General features: G+C 66.8%; 19 protein-coding genes. 7 read left to right on the top strand and 12 right to left on the bottom strand.

Annotated features, from left to right (window positions below; all coding sequences use genetic code 11):
* Nucleotides 1-264: 264 nt before the first annotated feature.
* On the bottom strand, nucleotides 265-564 hold the full coding sequence (locus AC3ITW_RS08360; protein ID WP_004153163.1) for a hypothetical protein: 300 nt from the start codon (nucleotides 562-564) through the stop codon (nucleotides 265-267).
* 129 nt (nucleotides 565-693) lie between these two features.
* Between AC3ITW_RS08360 and ftsY the strand changes: the two genes are divergently transcribed.
* The 3 genes from ftsY to AC3ITW_RS08345 all read left to right on the top strand — a co-directional run bounded on the left by ftsY (nucleotide 694) and on the right by AC3ITW_RS08345 (nucleotide 3,502).
* Complete coding sequence (ftsY, locus tag AC3ITW_RS08355; RefSeq protein ID WP_489390227.1) at nucleotides 694-2,019, top strand: signal recognition particle-docking protein FtsY; 1,326 nt, start codon at nucleotides 694-696, stop codon at nucleotides 2,017-2,019.
* Nucleotides 2,020-2,102: 83 nt separating this feature from the next.
* Nucleotides 2,103-3,227, top strand: a complete 1,125-nt coding sequence (gene mutY / locus AC3ITW_RS08350) for an A/G-specific adenine glycosylase (RefSeq protein WP_489390226.1) — start codon at nucleotides 2,103-2,105, stop codon at nucleotides 3,225-3,227.
* A gap of 5 nt (nucleotides 3,228-3,232) precedes the next feature.
* On the top strand, nucleotides 3,233-3,502 hold the full coding sequence (locus AC3ITW_RS08345; protein ID WP_014036808.1) for an oxidative damage protection protein: 270 nt from the start codon (nucleotides 3,233-3,235) through the stop codon (nucleotides 3,500-3,502).
* 74 nt (nucleotides 3,503-3,576) lie between these two features.
* On the opposite strand, the gene AC3ITW_RS08340 is transcribed toward AC3ITW_RS08345, so the two are convergent.
* The 10 genes from AC3ITW_RS08340 to AC3ITW_RS08295 all read right to left on the bottom strand — a co-directional run bounded on the left by AC3ITW_RS08340 (nucleotide 3,577) and on the right by AC3ITW_RS08295 (nucleotide 10,609).
* On the bottom strand, nucleotides 3,577-4,026 hold the full coding sequence (locus tag AC3ITW_RS08340; protein ID WP_032128869.1) for a DUF6491 family protein: 450 nt from the start codon (nucleotides 4,024-4,026) through the stop codon (nucleotides 3,577-3,579).
* A gap of 188 nt (nucleotides 4,027-4,214) precedes the next feature.
* Nucleotides 4,215-4,928, bottom strand: coding sequence for a lipoprotein-releasing ABC transporter ATP-binding protein LolD (gene lolD, locus AC3ITW_RS08335; RefSeq protein ID WP_004153158.1), 714 nt, complete (start codon nucleotides 4,926-4,928; stop codon nucleotides 4,215-4,217).
* Nucleotides 4,921-6,162, bottom strand: a complete 1,242-nt coding sequence (locus AC3ITW_RS08330; protein ID WP_004153157.1) for a lipoprotein-releasing ABC transporter permease subunit — start codon at nucleotides 6,160-6,162, stop codon at nucleotides 4,921-4,923. Before AC3ITW_RS08330 ends, lolD begins: the two co-directional genes overlap by 8 nt.
* A 23-nt stretch (nucleotides 6,163-6,185) precedes the next feature.
* Complete coding sequence (locus AC3ITW_RS08325; protein ID WP_004153156.1) at nucleotides 6,186-6,635, bottom strand: hypothetical protein; 450 nt, start codon at nucleotides 6,633-6,635, stop codon at nucleotides 6,186-6,188.
* Complete coding sequence (locus tag AC3ITW_RS08320) at nucleotides 6,586-6,834, bottom strand: FAD assembly factor SdhE (protein ID WP_065722897.1); 249 nt, start codon at nucleotides 6,832-6,834, stop codon at nucleotides 6,586-6,588. The genes AC3ITW_RS08325 and AC3ITW_RS08320 overlap by 50 nt, the downstream gene beginning before the upstream one ends.
* Nucleotides 6,835-6,932: 98 nt before the next feature.
* Entirely contained in the window at nucleotides 6,933-7,718 is a 786-nt protein-coding gene (locus AC3ITW_RS08315; RefSeq protein ID WP_005409079.1) for a succinate dehydrogenase iron-sulfur subunit, read from the bottom strand.
* Between the two features lie 66 nt (nucleotides 7,719-7,784).
* Nucleotides 7,785-9,575: a succinate dehydrogenase flavoprotein subunit gene (gene sdhA / locus AC3ITW_RS08310; protein WP_004153153.1), complete on the bottom strand. Its 1,791-nt coding sequence runs from the start codon at nucleotides 9,573-9,575 to the stop codon at nucleotides 7,785-7,787.
* Between the two features lie 31 nt (nucleotides 9,576-9,606).
* Nucleotides 9,607-9,993: a succinate dehydrogenase, hydrophobic membrane anchor protein gene (gene sdhD, locus AC3ITW_RS08305; RefSeq protein WP_004153152.1), complete on the bottom strand. Its 387-nt coding sequence runs from the start codon at nucleotides 9,991-9,993 to the stop codon at nucleotides 9,607-9,609.
* Entirely contained in the window at nucleotides 9,990-10,382 is a 393-nt protein-coding gene (gene sdhC, locus AC3ITW_RS08300; protein ID WP_004153151.1) for a succinate dehydrogenase, cytochrome b556 subunit, read from the bottom strand. Before sdhC ends, sdhD begins: the two co-directional genes overlap by 4 nt.
* 56 nt (nucleotides 10,383-10,438) lie before the next feature.
* Entirely contained in the window at nucleotides 10,439-10,609 is a 171-nt protein-coding gene (locus AC3ITW_RS08295) for a DUF1674 domain-containing protein (RefSeq protein ID WP_005409075.1), read from the bottom strand.
* A gap of 39 nt (nucleotides 10,610-10,648) precedes the next feature.
* On the opposite strand from AC3ITW_RS08295, the gene ygfZ reads away from it, so the two are divergent.
* Nucleotides 10,649-11,524 carry a CAF17-like 4Fe-4S cluster assembly/insertion protein YgfZ gene (ygfZ, locus tag AC3ITW_RS08290; RefSeq protein ID WP_100434439.1) on the top strand — a complete coding sequence of 292 codons (876 nt, stop codon included), beginning with the start codon at nucleotides 10,649-10,651 and terminating at the stop codon, nucleotides 11,522-11,524.
* A gap of 87 nt (nucleotides 11,525-11,611) precedes the next feature.
* On the opposite strand, the gene AC3ITW_RS08285 is transcribed toward ygfZ, so the two are convergent.
* Nucleotides 11,612-12,694, bottom strand: a complete 1,083-nt coding sequence (locus AC3ITW_RS08285) for an ABC transporter ATP-binding protein (RefSeq protein ID WP_100434438.1) — start codon at nucleotides 12,692-12,694, stop codon at nucleotides 11,612-11,614.
* A gap of 352 nt (nucleotides 12,695-13,046) precedes the next feature.
* On the opposite strand from AC3ITW_RS08285, the gene zwf reads away from it, so the two are divergent.
* The 3 genes from zwf to pgl are packed head-to-tail and all read left to right on the top strand — an operon-like array spanning nucleotide 13,047 to nucleotide 16,209.
* Nucleotides 13,047-14,483, top strand: coding sequence for a glucose-6-phosphate dehydrogenase (zwf, locus tag AC3ITW_RS08280; RefSeq protein WP_100434437.1), 1,437 nt, complete (start codon nucleotides 13,047-13,049; stop codon nucleotides 14,481-14,483).
* Entirely contained in the window at nucleotides 14,480-15,487 is a 1,008-nt protein-coding gene (glk, locus tag AC3ITW_RS08275) for a glucokinase (protein ID WP_004153139.1), read from the top strand. The genes zwf and glk overlap by 4 nt, the downstream gene beginning before the upstream one ends.
* The gene (pgl, locus tag AC3ITW_RS08270; RefSeq protein WP_012510707.1) at nucleotides 15,484-16,209 is read left to right on the top strand and encodes a 6-phosphogluconolactonase; all 726 of its coding nucleotides are present in this window, start codon (nucleotides 15,484-15,486) and stop codon (nucleotides 16,207-16,209) included. The genes glk and pgl overlap by 4 nt, the downstream gene beginning before the upstream one ends.
* Nucleotides 16,210-16,221: the final 12 nt, after the last annotated feature.

Below are 16,221 nucleotides of genomic sequence, written 5' to 3'. Positions count from 1 at the left end.
ACTGCTGCCCTGGTAGAGGCCAACCTTGGTTGGCGCCCCAAAAGCGTGCCAACCAAGGTTGGCACCTACCAGGGCGGGTCGAGCGTGCCGACCAAGGTTGGCACCTACCAGGCTGGGTCGAAGCGTGCCAACCAAGGTTGGCACCTACCAGGGCGGGTCGAGCGTGCCGACCAAGGTTGGCACCTACCAGGCTGGGTCGAAGCGTGCCGACCAAGGTTGGCACCCACCAGGGGCGGCGGTTGGCACCTGCCAAAGCGGTGTTGCTCAGGCGTCCCGATCCAGCAGCGAGCCCAGCATCTGGTCCTGGCGGCGGATCACCGCGGCATTGGCAGCGAAGGCCACCACCTCGGCCTTTGCCGCCAGAAGATCCCCCAATGGCGCACCAGGATCGGCGTCGGCAGGGACCACCGCGGCCTGCACCCCGCCCTGCTCCGCAGCACCGCGCTGCAGCTGCAGGCGCTGGGCATCCGGGGTCGCCAGGTTGGCCACGTTGTGCGCGGCTACCTGCACGCCCTGCTGGGCCACGCGCATCCCGCTGAGGGCGATTCCCATCACGTTGTTCATGGCGGTCTCCGGGCCGCCCTGCGCAGCCCTCCGGACCGGTTAACGGCCGACGGGCCGCGACCTTGAGTCCACATCGGCCCGACAGGCCCGAGTGGTAGCATATCCCTCTGATTTCAGCGCCTTTTGCCAATGCTCAGTTTTTTCCGCCGCAAGAAGCCCCAGGATGCCCCCGCAACGGAGGCTCCCAAGACCCAGCACTACTCGGCTGAAGAGCTGGCGGCGGCGTTCCCGTCGGCCGCGCCCGCCGAGGACAAGGAACCGGCGCCGGTAGCTGCGCCAACCGCACCCGCCCCCGTCGAGCCGCCCCCGGCAGCGGTCGCACCGGTAACGATCGAGCCCTCCCCGGTGGCTACAGCGCCGGTGGTCCCGGCAGTCCCGGCTCCCACCGCTCCGAGCCCGATTACGCAGATCGACGTCGCCCCCGTCGCGACCCCGGCCATCGAACCGGTACCCTCACCGCTGCCTGAGCCCACCCCGGCACCGGTCACCGACGACCTGCCTGCCGCCGCCTCTGTCGACGCCGTGCCGGCTACGGCTGGCAAGCCCGGCTGGCGGGAGCGCCTGCGCAACAGCGTCATCGCGCGCAGCTTCGGCGGCCTGTTCTCGCGCAATCCCAAGCTCGACGACGACCTGCTGGACGAGCTGGAAACCGCACTGATCACTGCCGATGTCGGCGTTGGTGCCACCACCGACCTGGTGGAGGGCCTGCGCAAGCGCATGAAGGCGCGTGAATTCGTCGATGCCAACGCTTTGCTTGCCGCGCTGCGTGCCGAACTGATCGCGATCCTGCAGCCGGTGGCCAAGCCGCTGGTGATCGACCGCACCGCCAAGCCCTTCGTGGTGCTGACCGTCGGCGTCAACGGCGTCGGCAAGACCACCACCATCGGCAAGCTGGCCAAGCGCTTCAAGGACGAAGGCCACAGCCTGATGCTGGCCGCCGGTGACACCTTCCGCGCCGCTGCCGTGGCCCAGCTGCAGGCCTGGGGCGAGCGCAACGGCGTGGCCGTGGTCGCGCAGGGTCAGAACGCTGATGCCGCTTCAGTGGCATTCGACGCGCTGCAGGCCGGCAAGGCTCGCGGCACCTCGGTACTGATCGCCGATACCGCCGGCCGCCTGCATACCCAGTCCGGCCTGATGAACGAGCTGGGCAAGATCCGCCGCGTGCTCGGCAAGATCGACCCCACTGCACCGCACGAAGTGCTGATGGTGATCGACGGCACCACTGGCCAGAACGCGCTGTCGCAGCTGCGCCAGTTCAACGCCGCCGTGAACGTGACCGGCCTGGTGGTGACCAAGCTGGACGGCACCGCCAAGGGCGGCGTGGTGTTCGCGCTAGCCCGCGAGTTCGGCATTCCGATCCGTTTCGCCGGCATCGGCGAGCGCCCGGAAGACCTGCGCGTGTTCGATCCGGAAGCCTTCGTCGACGCCCTGCTGCCTGAGGCGCTGGGCGCCTGATACACCGTGCAGCCACGCGTCGCGTGGCTCTACTGAAACCGGTAGAGCCACCCCATGGGTGGCTGCCAACCTCCGGAACACCGATGCCCCGCCAGCCGCACGCCAGCGCCAACACTGCCCAGGAAGACGGCTTCGTCGCCCACCTGCTGCATTGGTTCGACGACCACGGCCGCCACGACCTGCCCTGGCAGCACCCGCGCAGTCCCTACCGGGTCTGGCTGTCGGAAATCATGCTGCAGCAGACCCAGGTGAGTACGGTCATCCCGTATTTCCAGCGGTTCCTGCAGCACTTCCCGACCCTGCCCGACCTTGCCGCCGCCAGCAACGACGCGGTGATGGCGCAGTGGGCCGGGCTCGGCTACTACGCCCGCGCACGCAACCTGCATGCCGCAGCCAAACGGTGCGTGGAACTGCACGACGGCGACCTGCCGCGCGACTTCGATGCATTGCATGCCCTGCCCGGCATCGGCCGCAGCACCGCCGGCGCGATCCTCAGCCAGGCCTGGAATGACCCGTTCGCGATCCTCGATGGCAACGTCAAGCGCGTGCTCAGCCGCTACCACGGCATCGAGGGTTTCCCCGGCCTGCCCGCGATCGAGAAGCGGTTGTGGGCGATCGCCGAGACGCACGTGGCGCAGGTGCCGGCCGGGCGCATGGCCGACTACACCCAGGCGCAGATGGATCTGGGCGCGACGGTGTGCAGCCGCGCCAAACCGGCCTGCGTGATCTGCCCGCTGCAGGATGACTGCGTGGCACGGCGCGAAGGCCGCAGCGCCGAACTGCCGACCCCCAAGCCCAGCAAGACCCTGCCCGAGCGCGAGGCCGTTGCGCTGCTGCTGCGCGACGCCCAGCAGCGCGTGCTGCTGCAGAAGCGGCCGGATACCGGCATCTGGGCGCAGCTGTGGACGCTGCCACAGGCCGAGGCCGGCAGCGTGCTGCAGGACTGGTTCGACCTGCACGTCGACGGCTCGCTGGAAGAGGCCGAAGAGCTGCCAGTGCTGCAGCACACTTTCAGTCACTACAAGCTGCATCTGCAGGTACTGTCGCGGCAAGTGCACGGCCTGCGCGTCGAAGAACCCACACTACGCTGGGTGGCCGCCGACGAACTGCCCGCGCTGGGCCTGCCGGCACCGATCCGCAAACTACTCGACGGCGCCGTGATCAAGGCACCGAAACGAAAATCCACAAAGCCCCGCAACCACGAGTGAGTGCCATGCCCCGAACCGTCTTCTGCCAGTACGAACAACGCGATGCCGAGGGCCTGGACTTCGTGCCCTACCCCGGCGAGCTGGGCCAGCGCATCTTCAACAACATCGGCAAGCAGGCCTGGGCGGCATGGCTGGCGCACCAGACCATGCTGATCAACGAAAACCGCCTGTCGCCACGCACGCCGGAGCATCGCGCGTTCCTTGAAGGCGAGCTGGTCAAGTTCCTGTTCGAGAAGGACGCGGAAAAGCCGGCCGGCTTCACCCCGGAAGCCTGACACACAGGTAGTGCCGGCCGCTGGCCGGCAACCTGGCATCCGCGCGATGCCGGCCAGCGGCCGGCACTATCACGCTATTTCGTGCTTTCCTCGCGCTCCTGCACCTGCGCCTGGCGCAGCTCCTGTTCGGAGGCACGCAGCGCCTTCACGTCCAGTTTGCGGATGCTGTCGATGAAGCACGGCATGCGCGGGCCGCCGGTCGGGTCGCGCACCAGCACTTTGTCAAAACGCGCCGAAACACGGTTCATCTGGCTGGTCAGGCCGATGGCGGTGGCATACGGCAGGTCCTGGCAGGGACCTCTCAATTCCAGCAGGTAGGCTTCGCTGGGACGGGTCCACACTGCCAGCGCGCTGTCGCCCAGCTCGGTCCAGCCATTGAGGCTGCCGAAGAACTGCATGTCGTTCTGCGGCGCGCCGGCATGGGCACGGTACAGGTCAAGTTTCTCGGCAGAGCTGAGCCGGCCGGTGGTCGCGCAGGCGGCCAGCGCCAGGCAGAGTCCGGCCATCAGGATCGGGGTCTTCATGGCGATCTCCTCGGGGAACTGTCGCCATCATGCGCCTGCGCAGACAACGCCGGCGCGACAGCCGGAGCCCCATTCAGCAGCCGGTCGGCGGCTGCTGGCCGGACCACGGTAGTCGCCAACCTTGGTTGGCGCTTGCCCTGCAAGAGCAGCCGACCAAGGTCGGCTTCTACCAAAGCGTGCCCAGCGCCTCAGACGTCGGCGTGGGCCAGTGCATGCAGGCGCCCTTCGCGCAGCTCCAGCACACGGTCCAGGCGCCGCGCCAGGCTGCGGTCGTGGGTCACCAGCACCAGGCTGGTATGCCGTGCCCGGTTGAGCTCCAGCATCAGCTCGAACACGGTGGCCGCAGTACGGTCATCGAGGTTGCCGGTCGGCTCATCGCCGAGCACGCAGGCCGGATGGTTGACCAGCGCACGCGCCACGGCCGCACGCTGGCGCTCACCACCGGACAGTTCGCCCGGCTTGTGGTCCAGACGATGGCCAAGGCCGACCGCCTCCAGCAGGGTCGTTGCACGACTGCTCGCTTCGGCCACCGCGGTGCCGGCCAGCAGCACCGGCATCATCACGTTTTCCAACGCGGTGAATTCCGGCAGCAGGTGGTGGAACTGGTACACGAAGCCCAGCGCCTGGTTACGCAGCAGGCCGCGCGCGGTATCAGACAGCGCCGACATGCGCTGGCCGGTCACGTACACCTCACCGGCGGTCGGAGTATCCAGCCCGCCCAGCAGGTGCAGCAGCGTGCTCTTGCCGGCGCCGGAGGCGCCGATGATCGCCACCGTCTCGCCTGCGGTCACGGTCAGGCCCAGACCATCGAACACCGGGGTCTGCATGCGTCCCTCGGCATAGGTTTTGCCCAGTGCCTCGGCGCGGATCACTTCATCGCCGCGGTTGAAGACCTTATTCATAACGCAGGGCCTCCGCCGGCTGGGTGCGTGCTGCCCGCCAGGCGGGATACAGGGTGGCCAGGAAACTCATCAGCAGCGCGACCACGGTGATCGCCACCACGTCGCCGGTCTGCATGTCGGTCGGCAGGCCGGTGATGTAGTAGACATCCTCCGGCATCAGCTTGACGTTGAACACGCTCTCGATGGCGCCGAGGATGCGTTCCAGATTGAGGGTCAGGGTGATGCCGCCGATCAAGCCGGCCAGCGTGCCGAAGATGCCGATCAGCGAACCCTGCACCATGAACACCTGCATCACCCCGCCCGGGGTCAGGCCTAGCGTGCGCAGGATGGCGATGTCGGCCTGCTTGTCGGTGACCAGCATCACCTGCGAGGACACCAGGTTGAACGCGCCCATGGCGATGATCAACGACAGCAGGATGCCCATCACCACCTTCTCCATGCGCAGCGAGTGGTAGAGGTTGGCGTTCTGCTGGGTCCAGTCACTCACCCGGTACGCACCACCGAGGTTCTGCGCCAGGTCCACGCCCACTTCCAGCGAGCGGTCCATGTCGTGCAGTTTCAGCCGCACGCCGGTAGCACCATCGGAACGCAGCACGCGCTCCAGGTCCTTCATGTTGGCGAAGCCGACACCTCGGTCGACCTCGTTGTAGCCGGCCTCGAAGAGGCCGCTCACGGTAAAGCGCTTCATCCGTGGCACCGCACCGGCAGGCGTGCCCTGCACTTCGGCGAAGGTCACCAGCACCTGATCGCCGACATCCACGCCCAGCCAGATCGCCAGTTCCTTGCCCAGCAGCAGGTTGAAGCTGCCTGGCTTGAGGCTGTCGTAGCTGCCCTTGGTGACCTTCTTGTCGATCACCGACACCTTCGGCTCAAGCGCCGGGTCGATGCCCTGGATGATCGCGCCCTGCACGCGCGGGCCGCTGATCATCGACTGGATCTCGATGTAAGGCGCGGCACCGGCCACGCGCGGGTCCTTGCGGGCCACGTCGACCACGCGCATCCAGTCCGGCATCGGCTCGCCGTCGCGGCTGATGGTGGTGTGCGCGGTCATCTGCAGCAGGCGACTGCGGATTTCCTTCTGGAAACCGCTCATCACCGCCAGGGTGGTGATCAGCACGGTGACGCCGAGCGCGATGCCCAGGATCGATGCCATCGAGATGAAGGAGATGAAGCCGTTGCGGCGCTTGGCGCGCAGGTAGCGCAGGCCGATCGCCACGGGAAGGGGTTTGAACATGCAGGCACGCCAGTCAATTCAGCTTATGGTGCCATCGTACGGGGCCTACGGGAAACGGCACGTGCGGCCACGGCCAGTCGCAGTTCACGTCGCTGCCCGGGATCGAGCACATCGGGCCAGAACAACAGGCGCCGGCGGCGCCGATCCTCACGCCACAGCAACAGCAGCCAAGGCCCACGCACGACCAGCTGCGGGCTTTCGATGTCCTGACCGGCAACCTGCATCGGGTCGGGCGGCGCTGGCAGGCACAGGGCAACGCGTGGCCGGCGAAAGCGCCAGGCCAGCTCCGCCAGTCCCATGGCCCAGGCCAGCAGCACGGCCGGCATCAGCAGGCGCGGCGGCAACTCCGTCGCGCGCAGCAGCCAGGGCGCGGCCAGCAGCACCGCCAACTGGGCGGCGGCCTGCAGCCGCGAGGGGCGCCACTCAAGGCTTGAGGGCGAGGATCTTCTGCATGAGGGGGATCGCGTGCGCATGCGGGCAGGCCTCATAGCCCATGAACCAGCGCCACAATTTATCGTCCTCGCAGTCGAGCAGGAACAGGAAAACCTCGCGCTCTTCGGTCGGCGCAGTGCTCCATTCGTGGTCCAGATAGCGACCGAACAGCTGGTCCAGCTCGCGCATGCCGCGGCGGCAGCGCCAGCGCAGCTTCTTCAGCAGGGTTTCTTCATCCATCGTGTTTCTCCAGATACAGCAAAGCCACGCATGGCGTGGCTCTACTGGGGTGGCACAGCCACGCATGGCGTGGCTCTACCAGGTACAGCCAGGCCCGATCAGGCGCGGCGTTCCATCATCAGCTTCTTGATCTCGGCGATCGCCAGCGCCGGGTTCAGGCCCTTCGGGCAGGTCCGGGCGCAGTTCATGATGGTGTGGCAGCGGTACAGCTTGAACGGATCTTCCAGATCGTCCAGGCGCGCACCGGTGTCCTCATCGCGCGAGTCGATGATCCAGCGGTAGGCCTGCAGCAGGATCGCCGGGCCCAGGTAACGCTCGCCGTTCCACCAGTAGCTCGGGCAGCTGGTCGAGCAGCAGGCGCACAGGATGCACTCGTACAGGCCGTCCAGCTTCTTGCGGTCTTCCGGCGACTGCAGGCGCTCACGGTCCGGCGGTGCCGGGGTCTGGGTGCGGATCCACGGCTTGATCGACGCGTACTGCGCGTAGAAGTGGGTCAGGTCCGGAACCAGATCCTTGACCACGTTCATGTGCGGCAGCGGGTAGATCGGCACTTCCTTCTTGCCGCAGTCCGAGATGGCTCGGGTGCAGGCCAGGGTGTTGGTGCCGTCAATGTTCATCGCGCACGAACCACAGATACCTTCGCGGCAGGAGCGACGGAAGGTCAGGGTCGGGTCGATCTCGTTCTTGATCTTGATCAGGGCGTCCAGGACCATCGGGCCACAGGCGTCCAGATCGACTTCATAGGTGTCGGTGCGCGGGTTGCTGTCGTCGTCCGGACTCCAGCGGTAGATCTTGAAGGTGCGCACGTTCTTGCCGCCGTTCTTGACGGGGAAGTGCTTGCCCTTCGTGATCTTGGAATTCTTGGGGAGTGAAAACTCGGCCATGGCTGCTCTCGTTGGCTCAGGCGGCCCGCGCCCGTGGGCGCGGATTGCACGGTAGGCGGGGTCGGATCAGTACACGCGCGGCTTCGGCGGCACCACGGACACGTCGTCGGTCAACGTGTACATGTGCACCGGACGGTAGTCGAAGCTGCACTTGCCCTTCTCGTCGACGCTGACCAGGGTGTGCTTCTGCCAGTTGACGTCGTCGCGGTCCGGGAAGTCCTCGTGCGCATGCGCGCCGCGGCTTTCCTTGCGCTGTTCGGCCGAGTTGATCGTCGCCACCGCGTTCAGCAGCAGGTTGTTCAGCTCGTAGGTCTCGATCAGGTCCGAGTTCCATACCAGCGAACGGTCGGAGACCTTCACGTCCTGGAACGAGTCGAAGATCTTGTCCATCTTCTCGCAGCCTTCCTTCAGCGTCTGGCTGGTGCGGAAGACGGCCGCGTCGGCCTGCATGGTGCGCTGCATGCGATCGCGGATGACCGAGGTCGGGGTATCGCCGTTGGCGTGGCGCAGCTTGTCCAGCAGGCCCAGTGCCTTGTCGCAGGCATCAGACGCCAGCGGCTTGTGCGACGCGCCCGGCTTGATGGTCTCGGCGCAGCGGTTGGCCACCGCACGACCGAACACCACCAGATCCAGCAGCGAGTTCGAGCCCAGGCGGTTGGCACCATGCACCGACACGCAGGCGGCTTCGCCGATCGCGTACAGGCCAGGGATCACCGCATCGGGGTTGTCGCCATCCTTGCGCACCACTTCGCCGTGGTAATTGGTCGGAATACCGCCCATGTTGTAGTGCACGGTCGGGATCACCGGGATCGGCTGCTTGTGCACGTCGACGCCGGCGAAGATGCGGGCGCTCTCGGCGATGCCCGGCAGCTTCTCGTCGATCACGCCCGGGCCGAGGTGGGTCAGGTCGAGCAGGATGTGGTCCTTGTGCTCGCCAACGCCGCGGCCTTCGCGGATCTCGATGGTCATCGAACGACTGACCACGTCGCGCGAGGCCAGATCCTTGTAGTGCGGTGCGTAACGCTCCATGAAGCGCTCGCCACTGCTGTTGCGCAGGATGCCACCTTCACCGCGGACACCCTCGGTGATCAGGCAGCCGGCGCCATAGATGCCGGTCGGGTGGAACTGCACGAACTCCATGTCCTGCATGGCGATGCCGGCACGCATGGCCAGGCCACCACCGTCGCCGGTGCAGGTGTGCGCCGAGGTGGCGCTGAAGTAGGCACGGCCGTAGCCGCCGGTGGCCAGCACCACGCCCTGGGCGCGGAACAGGTGCAGGGTACCGTCGGACATGTCCAGGGCCAGCACGCCGCGGCAGGCACCTTCGTCATCGAAGATCAGGTCGAGCGCGAAGTACTCGATCATGAAGCGCGCGTCGTGCTTCAGCGACTGCTGGTACAGGGTGTGCAGCATCGCGTGGCCGGTACGGTCGGCCGCCGCGCAGGTACGCTGCGCCGCCGGGCCTTCGCCGTACTTGGTGGTCATGCCACCGAACGGACGCTGGTAGATCTTGCCTTCGGCCGTACGCGAGAACGGCACGCCGTAGTGTTCGAGTTCGATGATGGCCGGGATGGCCTCACGGCACATGTACTCGATGGCGTCCTGGTCGCCCAGCCAGTCCGAGCCCTTGATGGTGTCGAAGAAGTGGTAACGCCAGTCGTCCTCGCCCATGTTGGCGAGTGCGGCCGAGATACCGCCCTGGGCGGCAACGGTGTGCGAACGGGTCGGGAAGACCTTGGTCAGGCACACGGTCTGCAGGCCCTTGGCGGCCAGGCCGAACGTGGCGCGCAGGCCGGCGCCGCCGGCGCCCACCACGACCATGTCGTACTTGTGTTCGGTGATCTTGTAAGCGGACATCTAATCTGGATTCCTGTGTAGGTGCCTGGGCTCAGGCAACGCCGAGGGCGATGCGGCCCACCGCAAACACACTGACGATCATGCCGAGCACGGCGACGAACTTCACCGCGGTCTGCAGCACCAGGGCCAGCAGCGATTCGTGGATGTAGTCTTCCAGCACGACCTGCATGCCGAGCTGCGCGTGCCAGAACATGGCGATCAGCAGGCCGATCAGCGGCACTGCGTTCCACGGCTTGGCCACGGCGGCGGCGGCGGTCGCGTAGTCCGAGCCCAGCAGGCCCAGCACGAAGACCAGGAACCAGATGCCCAGCGCCACCAGGGCGGCGGCGGTCAGGCGCTGGTGCACGAAGTGCTCGGTGCCGGTCTTGGCCGAACCAAGGCCGCGCACACCCTTCAGCGGAGTACGGAACTTGCTCACGCGGCACCTCCGAACATCACATAGGCCCACACCAGCAGGGTGATCACCAGGCTGCCGATGACCGACAGCCAGCTGCTGCGGATGAAGGCGGGGATGCTGAAGCCGATGGCGAAGTCCTGCACCACATGGCGGATGCCATTGCACAGGTGATAGGCGAACGACCATGTCCACGCGAACAGGAACACGCGGCCATACCAGGCCCCGGCATGGCCGGTGAAGCAGTTCCAGGAATCGGGCCCCATCATCAGGGCCAGCAGGCCGGCGGCGATGATGAGGGCACCAACAGACAGAAAGACGCCAGTGGCTCGATGCAGGATCGAGGTGGCCATCTGAATCTGCCAGCGATACACCTGAAGGTGCGGGGAAAGTGGGCGTTGTCTGGTCGCCATTCGCTGGGCTCGTTGTCTCGGCTGGGCGGCACACGGCCGCGTTGGCTCAATGCTGATCAGAAATCGATGCAGCGTCCGTTTTTCTCCCAATCGCCATACCGCACCGGATCAAGTCCGCCGCGGCCGCCGAATTCCTCTGCTTTTTCCTGTTCCACGGGCACGGGTGCCGCGGGGACCAGCGGGGCTTCAGATTCGTCGTCGGGAGTGGGGGTTGTTTGGCCTATCATTGTTGGTCTCGCAACGCACAAATTTTAGACCTCGTTCACGTGCCTGACAACCTGCCCCCTGCTTTCGTCGGATATCCGCGCCTGCCCGGCCACCAGTTGCTGAGCCTGCAGGGCCCGGATGCGGCCGTATTCGCCCATGCCCAGTTCAGTGGCGATGTCACTGCCCTGCCCCTGCTGCACTGGCAGTGGAGCGCCTGGCTGAGCGCCAAGGGCCGCACCCTGACGGTGTTCCAGCTGCTTCGGCTGGCCGAAGACCATGTGATGCTGGTGCTGGCCGACGGTGATGCCGATGCGATTGCGTCGCAACTGCAGCGCTTCGTGTTCCGCCGCAAGGTGAAGGTACTGGTGCGCAGCGATCTGGCCGTGGCCGGTGCGTTCACTGCGCCCGAGGCCGCCAGCGGCGCCGCCATTGCGCAGACCACAGGTGACGGCTGGGAGCTGGACCTGGGCAGCGACGCGCTGCCGCGCACCCTGCGCATCGGCGCCACCGAGGCCTTCGCCGCCGGCAGCGAGGCCGATGAGGCCACTTTCGCGCTTGCCTGGCGCCAGGCCGACCTGCGCCATGGCCTGCCGCGGCTGGAAGAAAGCCAGCGCGAAGTGTGGACCCCGCAGCAGCTGGGCCTGGACCGCCTGAATGGCTACAGCGTGAAGAAAGGCTGCTACCCGGGCCAGGAAATCGTCGCCCGCACCCACTTCCTCGGCAAGGCCAAGCGCGCGGTGCAGCTGCTGCATACCGCAGCACCGGCGCAGGCCGGTGATGGCGTGCAGCAGGACGGTACGGCGCTGGGCACCATTGCCAGCGTGGCCGGCGATCTGGCGCTGGCGGTGCTGCCGCTGGAGGCCAGCGACGCTGATCTGCAGGTGGGTGATGCGATCGCGCAGCGCATGCCGTTGCTGGATGGATTGGCGCGCTGAACCCGGTGGATGAAGGAATGGTAGTGCCGGCCGCTGGCCGGCAACCATGCATGGTTGAAGTTGCCGGCCAGCGGCCGGCACTACCCGTTACAGCCGCTCGCCGGATTCCGGGTTGAAGAAGTGCAGGCCCTGCGGGTGGATCGCCACGCGGATCTGCTCGCCCACCGCCGGCAGCGACTGCGGCGCCACGCGCATGGTCAGCGCGTGCTGGCCACTGCTCAGGTTGACGAAGATCTCGTTGCCGACCGGTTCGATGCCCTCGATACGCGCGGTGAATGCATGCGCATCATCGGCACTGGCCGGCTGCAGGTGTTCCGGACGCACACCCACCGCGATCGGCTTCTGCAGCCAGACCGGATCGATCGTGGCCTGGCCCAGCGGAGCACGCCATTCGCCATCGACCACGGTCACCCCGCCGGCATCGCCCTCAAGGGTGCCACGCAGCACATTCATCGCCGGGCTGCCGAGGAAACCGGCCACGAACAGGTTGGCCGGGCGGTCATACAGCGCCATCGGTGTATCGATCTGCTGGATGATTCCGTCCTTCAGCACCACGATGCGCTGGCCCAGGGTCATCGCTTCGACCTGATCATGCGTCACGTAGATCATGGTGGTGCCCAGCTTGCGGTGCAGCTGCGCGATCTCGGTACGCACACTGTGGCGCAGCTTGGCATCGAGGTTGGACAGCGGCTCGTCAAGCAGGAATACCGCCGGCTCGCGCACCAGCGCACGGCCCAGCGCGACACGCTGGCGCTGGCCACCGGACATCGCCTTGGGCAGCTTGTCCATCATCTCGGTCAGGCCCAGCGTCTGCGCCGCCTCGCTGATGCGCTTGTCGATCGTGGCTTTGTCATGGCCACGCAGCTTCAGGCCGAAGGCCAGGTTCTCGGCCACGGTCATGTGCGGGTACAGCGCGTAGCTCTGGAACACCATGGCGATGTCGCGGTCCTTCGGCGCCACATCATTGACCACACGGTCGCCGATGGTGAGCGTGCCGCCACTGATCTCTTCCAGGCCGGCAACCATCCGCAACAGGGTCGACTTGCCGCAGCCGGAGGGACCGACCAGCACCATCAGTTCGCCATCGGCGACCTCGAAGGTGGCGTCCTTCACCGCGACCTGGCCGTTGTCGTAGACCTTGCGCACACCCTGCAACTGCACTTTTGCCATATCACCTATCCGGTCCGCCCGAAGCCGGGCTGTCTTTTGGGACTGCCTCGGCCCTCCCGATGGCAGTGATGATTGCGCGCCTGCCGCATGACGGCGAGCACTGCAATCGAATACAGTTGCCCATTCTGCCATGTAAACGTTTTCACGTGGCACTATCCGATGATCGGTGCGCACCGATCTGCGTCGGCGGTTGAACGAAGGTTCTGCCGAAGCAGTGGTTTCGAATGGAACGGTCTTCCGGAGCTCCGGAGAACGCCCCGGACGAACCTCGGACAGGCAGTTGCGCGGATGTCCCCCGAACCCAGCCATGAAGCGATTGACAACGATGTCACCCGGATCTGAAACTCGAGCGATGCACGACACCCTCTTCCTGTTCGGTGCCACAGGTGATCTGGCCCAGCGCTATCTGTTCCCTTCGCTGCTTCGCCTGCTTGGCGACGGCCTGCTGCCGGAGGACTTCCGCATCCGCGCACTGGCGTTGTCCGGGCATGACACCGAAGCCTTCCATGACATCCTGCGGCCGCGCCTGCAGCAGGCCATGCCGATGGCCAGCCAGGACGACATCGCCGCGCTGCTGCGCCGCATCGACTACCGTTCGGTCGACCTGCGCGACGTCGACTCGGTCGCCGCCGCGGTCTCCGACCTGGTGGACCGCAAGTGCGTCAGCTACCTGGCCATCCCGCCAGGCCTGTACATCTCCACCTGCGAAGGCCTGGCCAAGGGCGGCGCCCTTGCCGCGCCGGCACGGCTGATGCTTGAGAAGCCGATCGGCAGCGACAGCGAAAGCGCCGAGGAAATCATCAGCACCATCGGCCAGTGGATCGACGAGGATCGTGTGTTCCGCCTCGACCACTACCTGGGCAAGGCGGCGGTGCAGAACCTGATCGCGCTGCGCTTCGGCAACACGCTGCTGGAAGCGGTGTGGAACCGAAACTACATCGAGTCGGTCCACATCCTGGTGGCCGAGAGCGAAGGCGTGGACGGCCGTGACGCCTACTACGCGCGCTCCGGTGCGCTGCGCGACATGGTGCAGAGCCACATCCTGCAGCTGCTGTGCATGGTGGCGATGGAACCGCCGGCCTCGCTGGAAGCCGACCGCATCCGCGATGAGAAGGTCAAGGTGCTGCGCGCCCTGCGCCCGCTCGATGCGAAGCATGCCGCACGTGACAGCATCCGCGGCCGCTACACCGCCGGCACCATCAATGGCCAGCCGGCACAGGCCTACCAGCCGCCGGAAGGCAGCGACGTGGAGACCTTCGCCGGTGTCACCGCACATATCGACAACTGGCGCTGGAGCGGCGTGCCGTTCCACCTGGTCACCGGCAAGCGCCTGCCCGAGCGCACCACCCGCGTGGTGGTCACGCTGAAGCCGGTCACCCACTGGCTGTTCGAGCGCCCGCAGCGTGCGCAGGCCGCACCGAACCGCCTGGTGTTCCAGCTGCAGCCGCAGGAAAACATCGAACTGGGCCTGATGAGCAGCCTGGCCGGCCCCGAATGGGGCGCGCTGGAACTTCACCCGCTGGAACTGGAACTGTCGGTGCCGACCGGCCTGCATCGCCGCATCGCCTACGAGCGCCTGTTCCTGGACGCCTTCAACGGCAACCACACGCTGTTCGTGCGCGACGACGAAGTGCGCGCGGCCTGGGCGTGGATCGACAGCGTGGCCGATGCCTGGAAGGAAGCAAAGCTGCCGCTGGAACCCTACCCCGCCGGCCAGTGGGGCCCGGACAACGCGACCGGCTTCCTGCCGCAGGGCGTGGATGCGCCGGACAGCGAGGCGTCGGCATGAGTGCCAGCTCGCAGCCGGTGCTGGTCGCCGACATCGGTGGCACCAACGCCCGCTTCGCCCTGGCCGACACCTCGCTCGATGCACCGCTGCAGCAGGACAGCATCCGTGAGTACGCGGTGGCGGAGTTCCCGTCGCTGGGTGATGCCGCGCGCCACCATCTGGAACAGATCGGCGCTACCGCCAGCCGCGGCGTGTTCGCGGTCGCTGGTCGCGTCGACGGTGACGAAGCACGCATCACCAACCATCCGTGGGTGATCTCGCGCAGCCGCACCGCGGCCATGCTCGGTTTCGACGAACTGCACCTGATCAACGACTTCGCCGCGCAGGCGATGGCGATTTCACTGCTGCAGCCCGATGACGTGGTCCAGGTCGGCGGCGCTGCATGGGTGCCGGGCAAGCCCGGTCAGCCGCGCAACTACGCGGTGATCGGGCCGGGTACCGGGCTCGGTGTCGGCGGCCTGATCCTGCGCCATGGCCGCTGCTATCCGTTGGAGACCGAGGGTGGCCATGTCAGCTTCCCGCCGGGAACCCCGGAGGAAATCCGCATCCTGGAGATCCTGTCCGAACAGTTCGGCCGCGTCTCCAACGAGCGCCTGATCTGTGGCCCTGGCCTGGTCAACATCCATCGTGCCGTGTGCGAGATGGCCGGCATCGATCCGGGCCAGCTGCAGCCGGTGGACGTGACCGCGCGTGCCCTGCACGGCGATCCGCAGGCGATGCGCACCGTGGACGTGTTCTGCGCGGTGTTCGGCGCCATCGCCGGCGACCTGGTGCTGACCCAGGGCGCGTGGGACGGCGTGTTCCTGACCGGCGGGCTGACCCCGAAGATGCTCGATTCGCTGCAGCACTCCGGTTTCCGCCAGCGCTTCGAACACAAGGGCCGCTTCTCCTCGATCATGGCGCGGGTTCCCTCGTTGGCCGTGATGCACCCCCACGCCGGACTGCTGGGCGCCGCCGCCTATGCCGCCGACGCCGAACGTGACGCACCTGGAGTTGCCGCATGAGCCCCACCACCTTCCACGACGACCGCATCGAGTTCATCCAGCACGGCGATGCCGATGGCTGGATCGAGGCGGTGGCCGCCGAGATGGCGCAGACCCTCAACCACGACATCAACGAAGTGGGCCGCGCCCGCATCCTGTTGTCTGGCGGCACCACGCCGGCACCGGTATACCAGGCACTGGCCGAGCTGGACGTGCACTGGGACCGGGTGGAAGTGAGCCTGGCCGATGAGCGCTGGCTGTCGCCGCAGGATCGCGACAGCAATGCCTGGCTGGTGCGCGAGAATCTGCTCAAGCGCGCCGAAGGTGCGCATTTCGATCCGCTGGTGCGGATCGGCAAGCCGCTTCCGGAATGCGTGTACACCGCCAACCTGCAGGCGCAGCACAGCCAGCCGCCGAGCCTGGTGGCGCTGGGCATGGGCAACGACGGCCACACCGCCTCGCTGTTCCCCGGCTCGAAGGACCTGGCCCGTGCACTGGAAAGCACCCTGCCCTATGCCGCGCTGGACGCCACCGGCTGCCCGGGTGCCAACCAGTGGCCGCTGCGCATCACCCTGACCCCGCATGGCCTGCGCCAGTGCCGCCAGCGCCTGCTGCTGCTGCGCGGCAAGCAGAAGCTGCAGGTGCTGCGCCAGGCGCTGGACAGCAACGATGCCCAGCAGTACCCGATCCTCAATGCGATCAACCTGGAAGGCGCGCGCCTGCGCGTCCACTGGGCTGATTGATGTTGGCGGCGG

Source organism: Stenotrophomonas sp. KH_052, from assembly GCF_057838755.1.
This window is presented reverse-complemented; position numbering and strand designations above follow the sequence as displayed.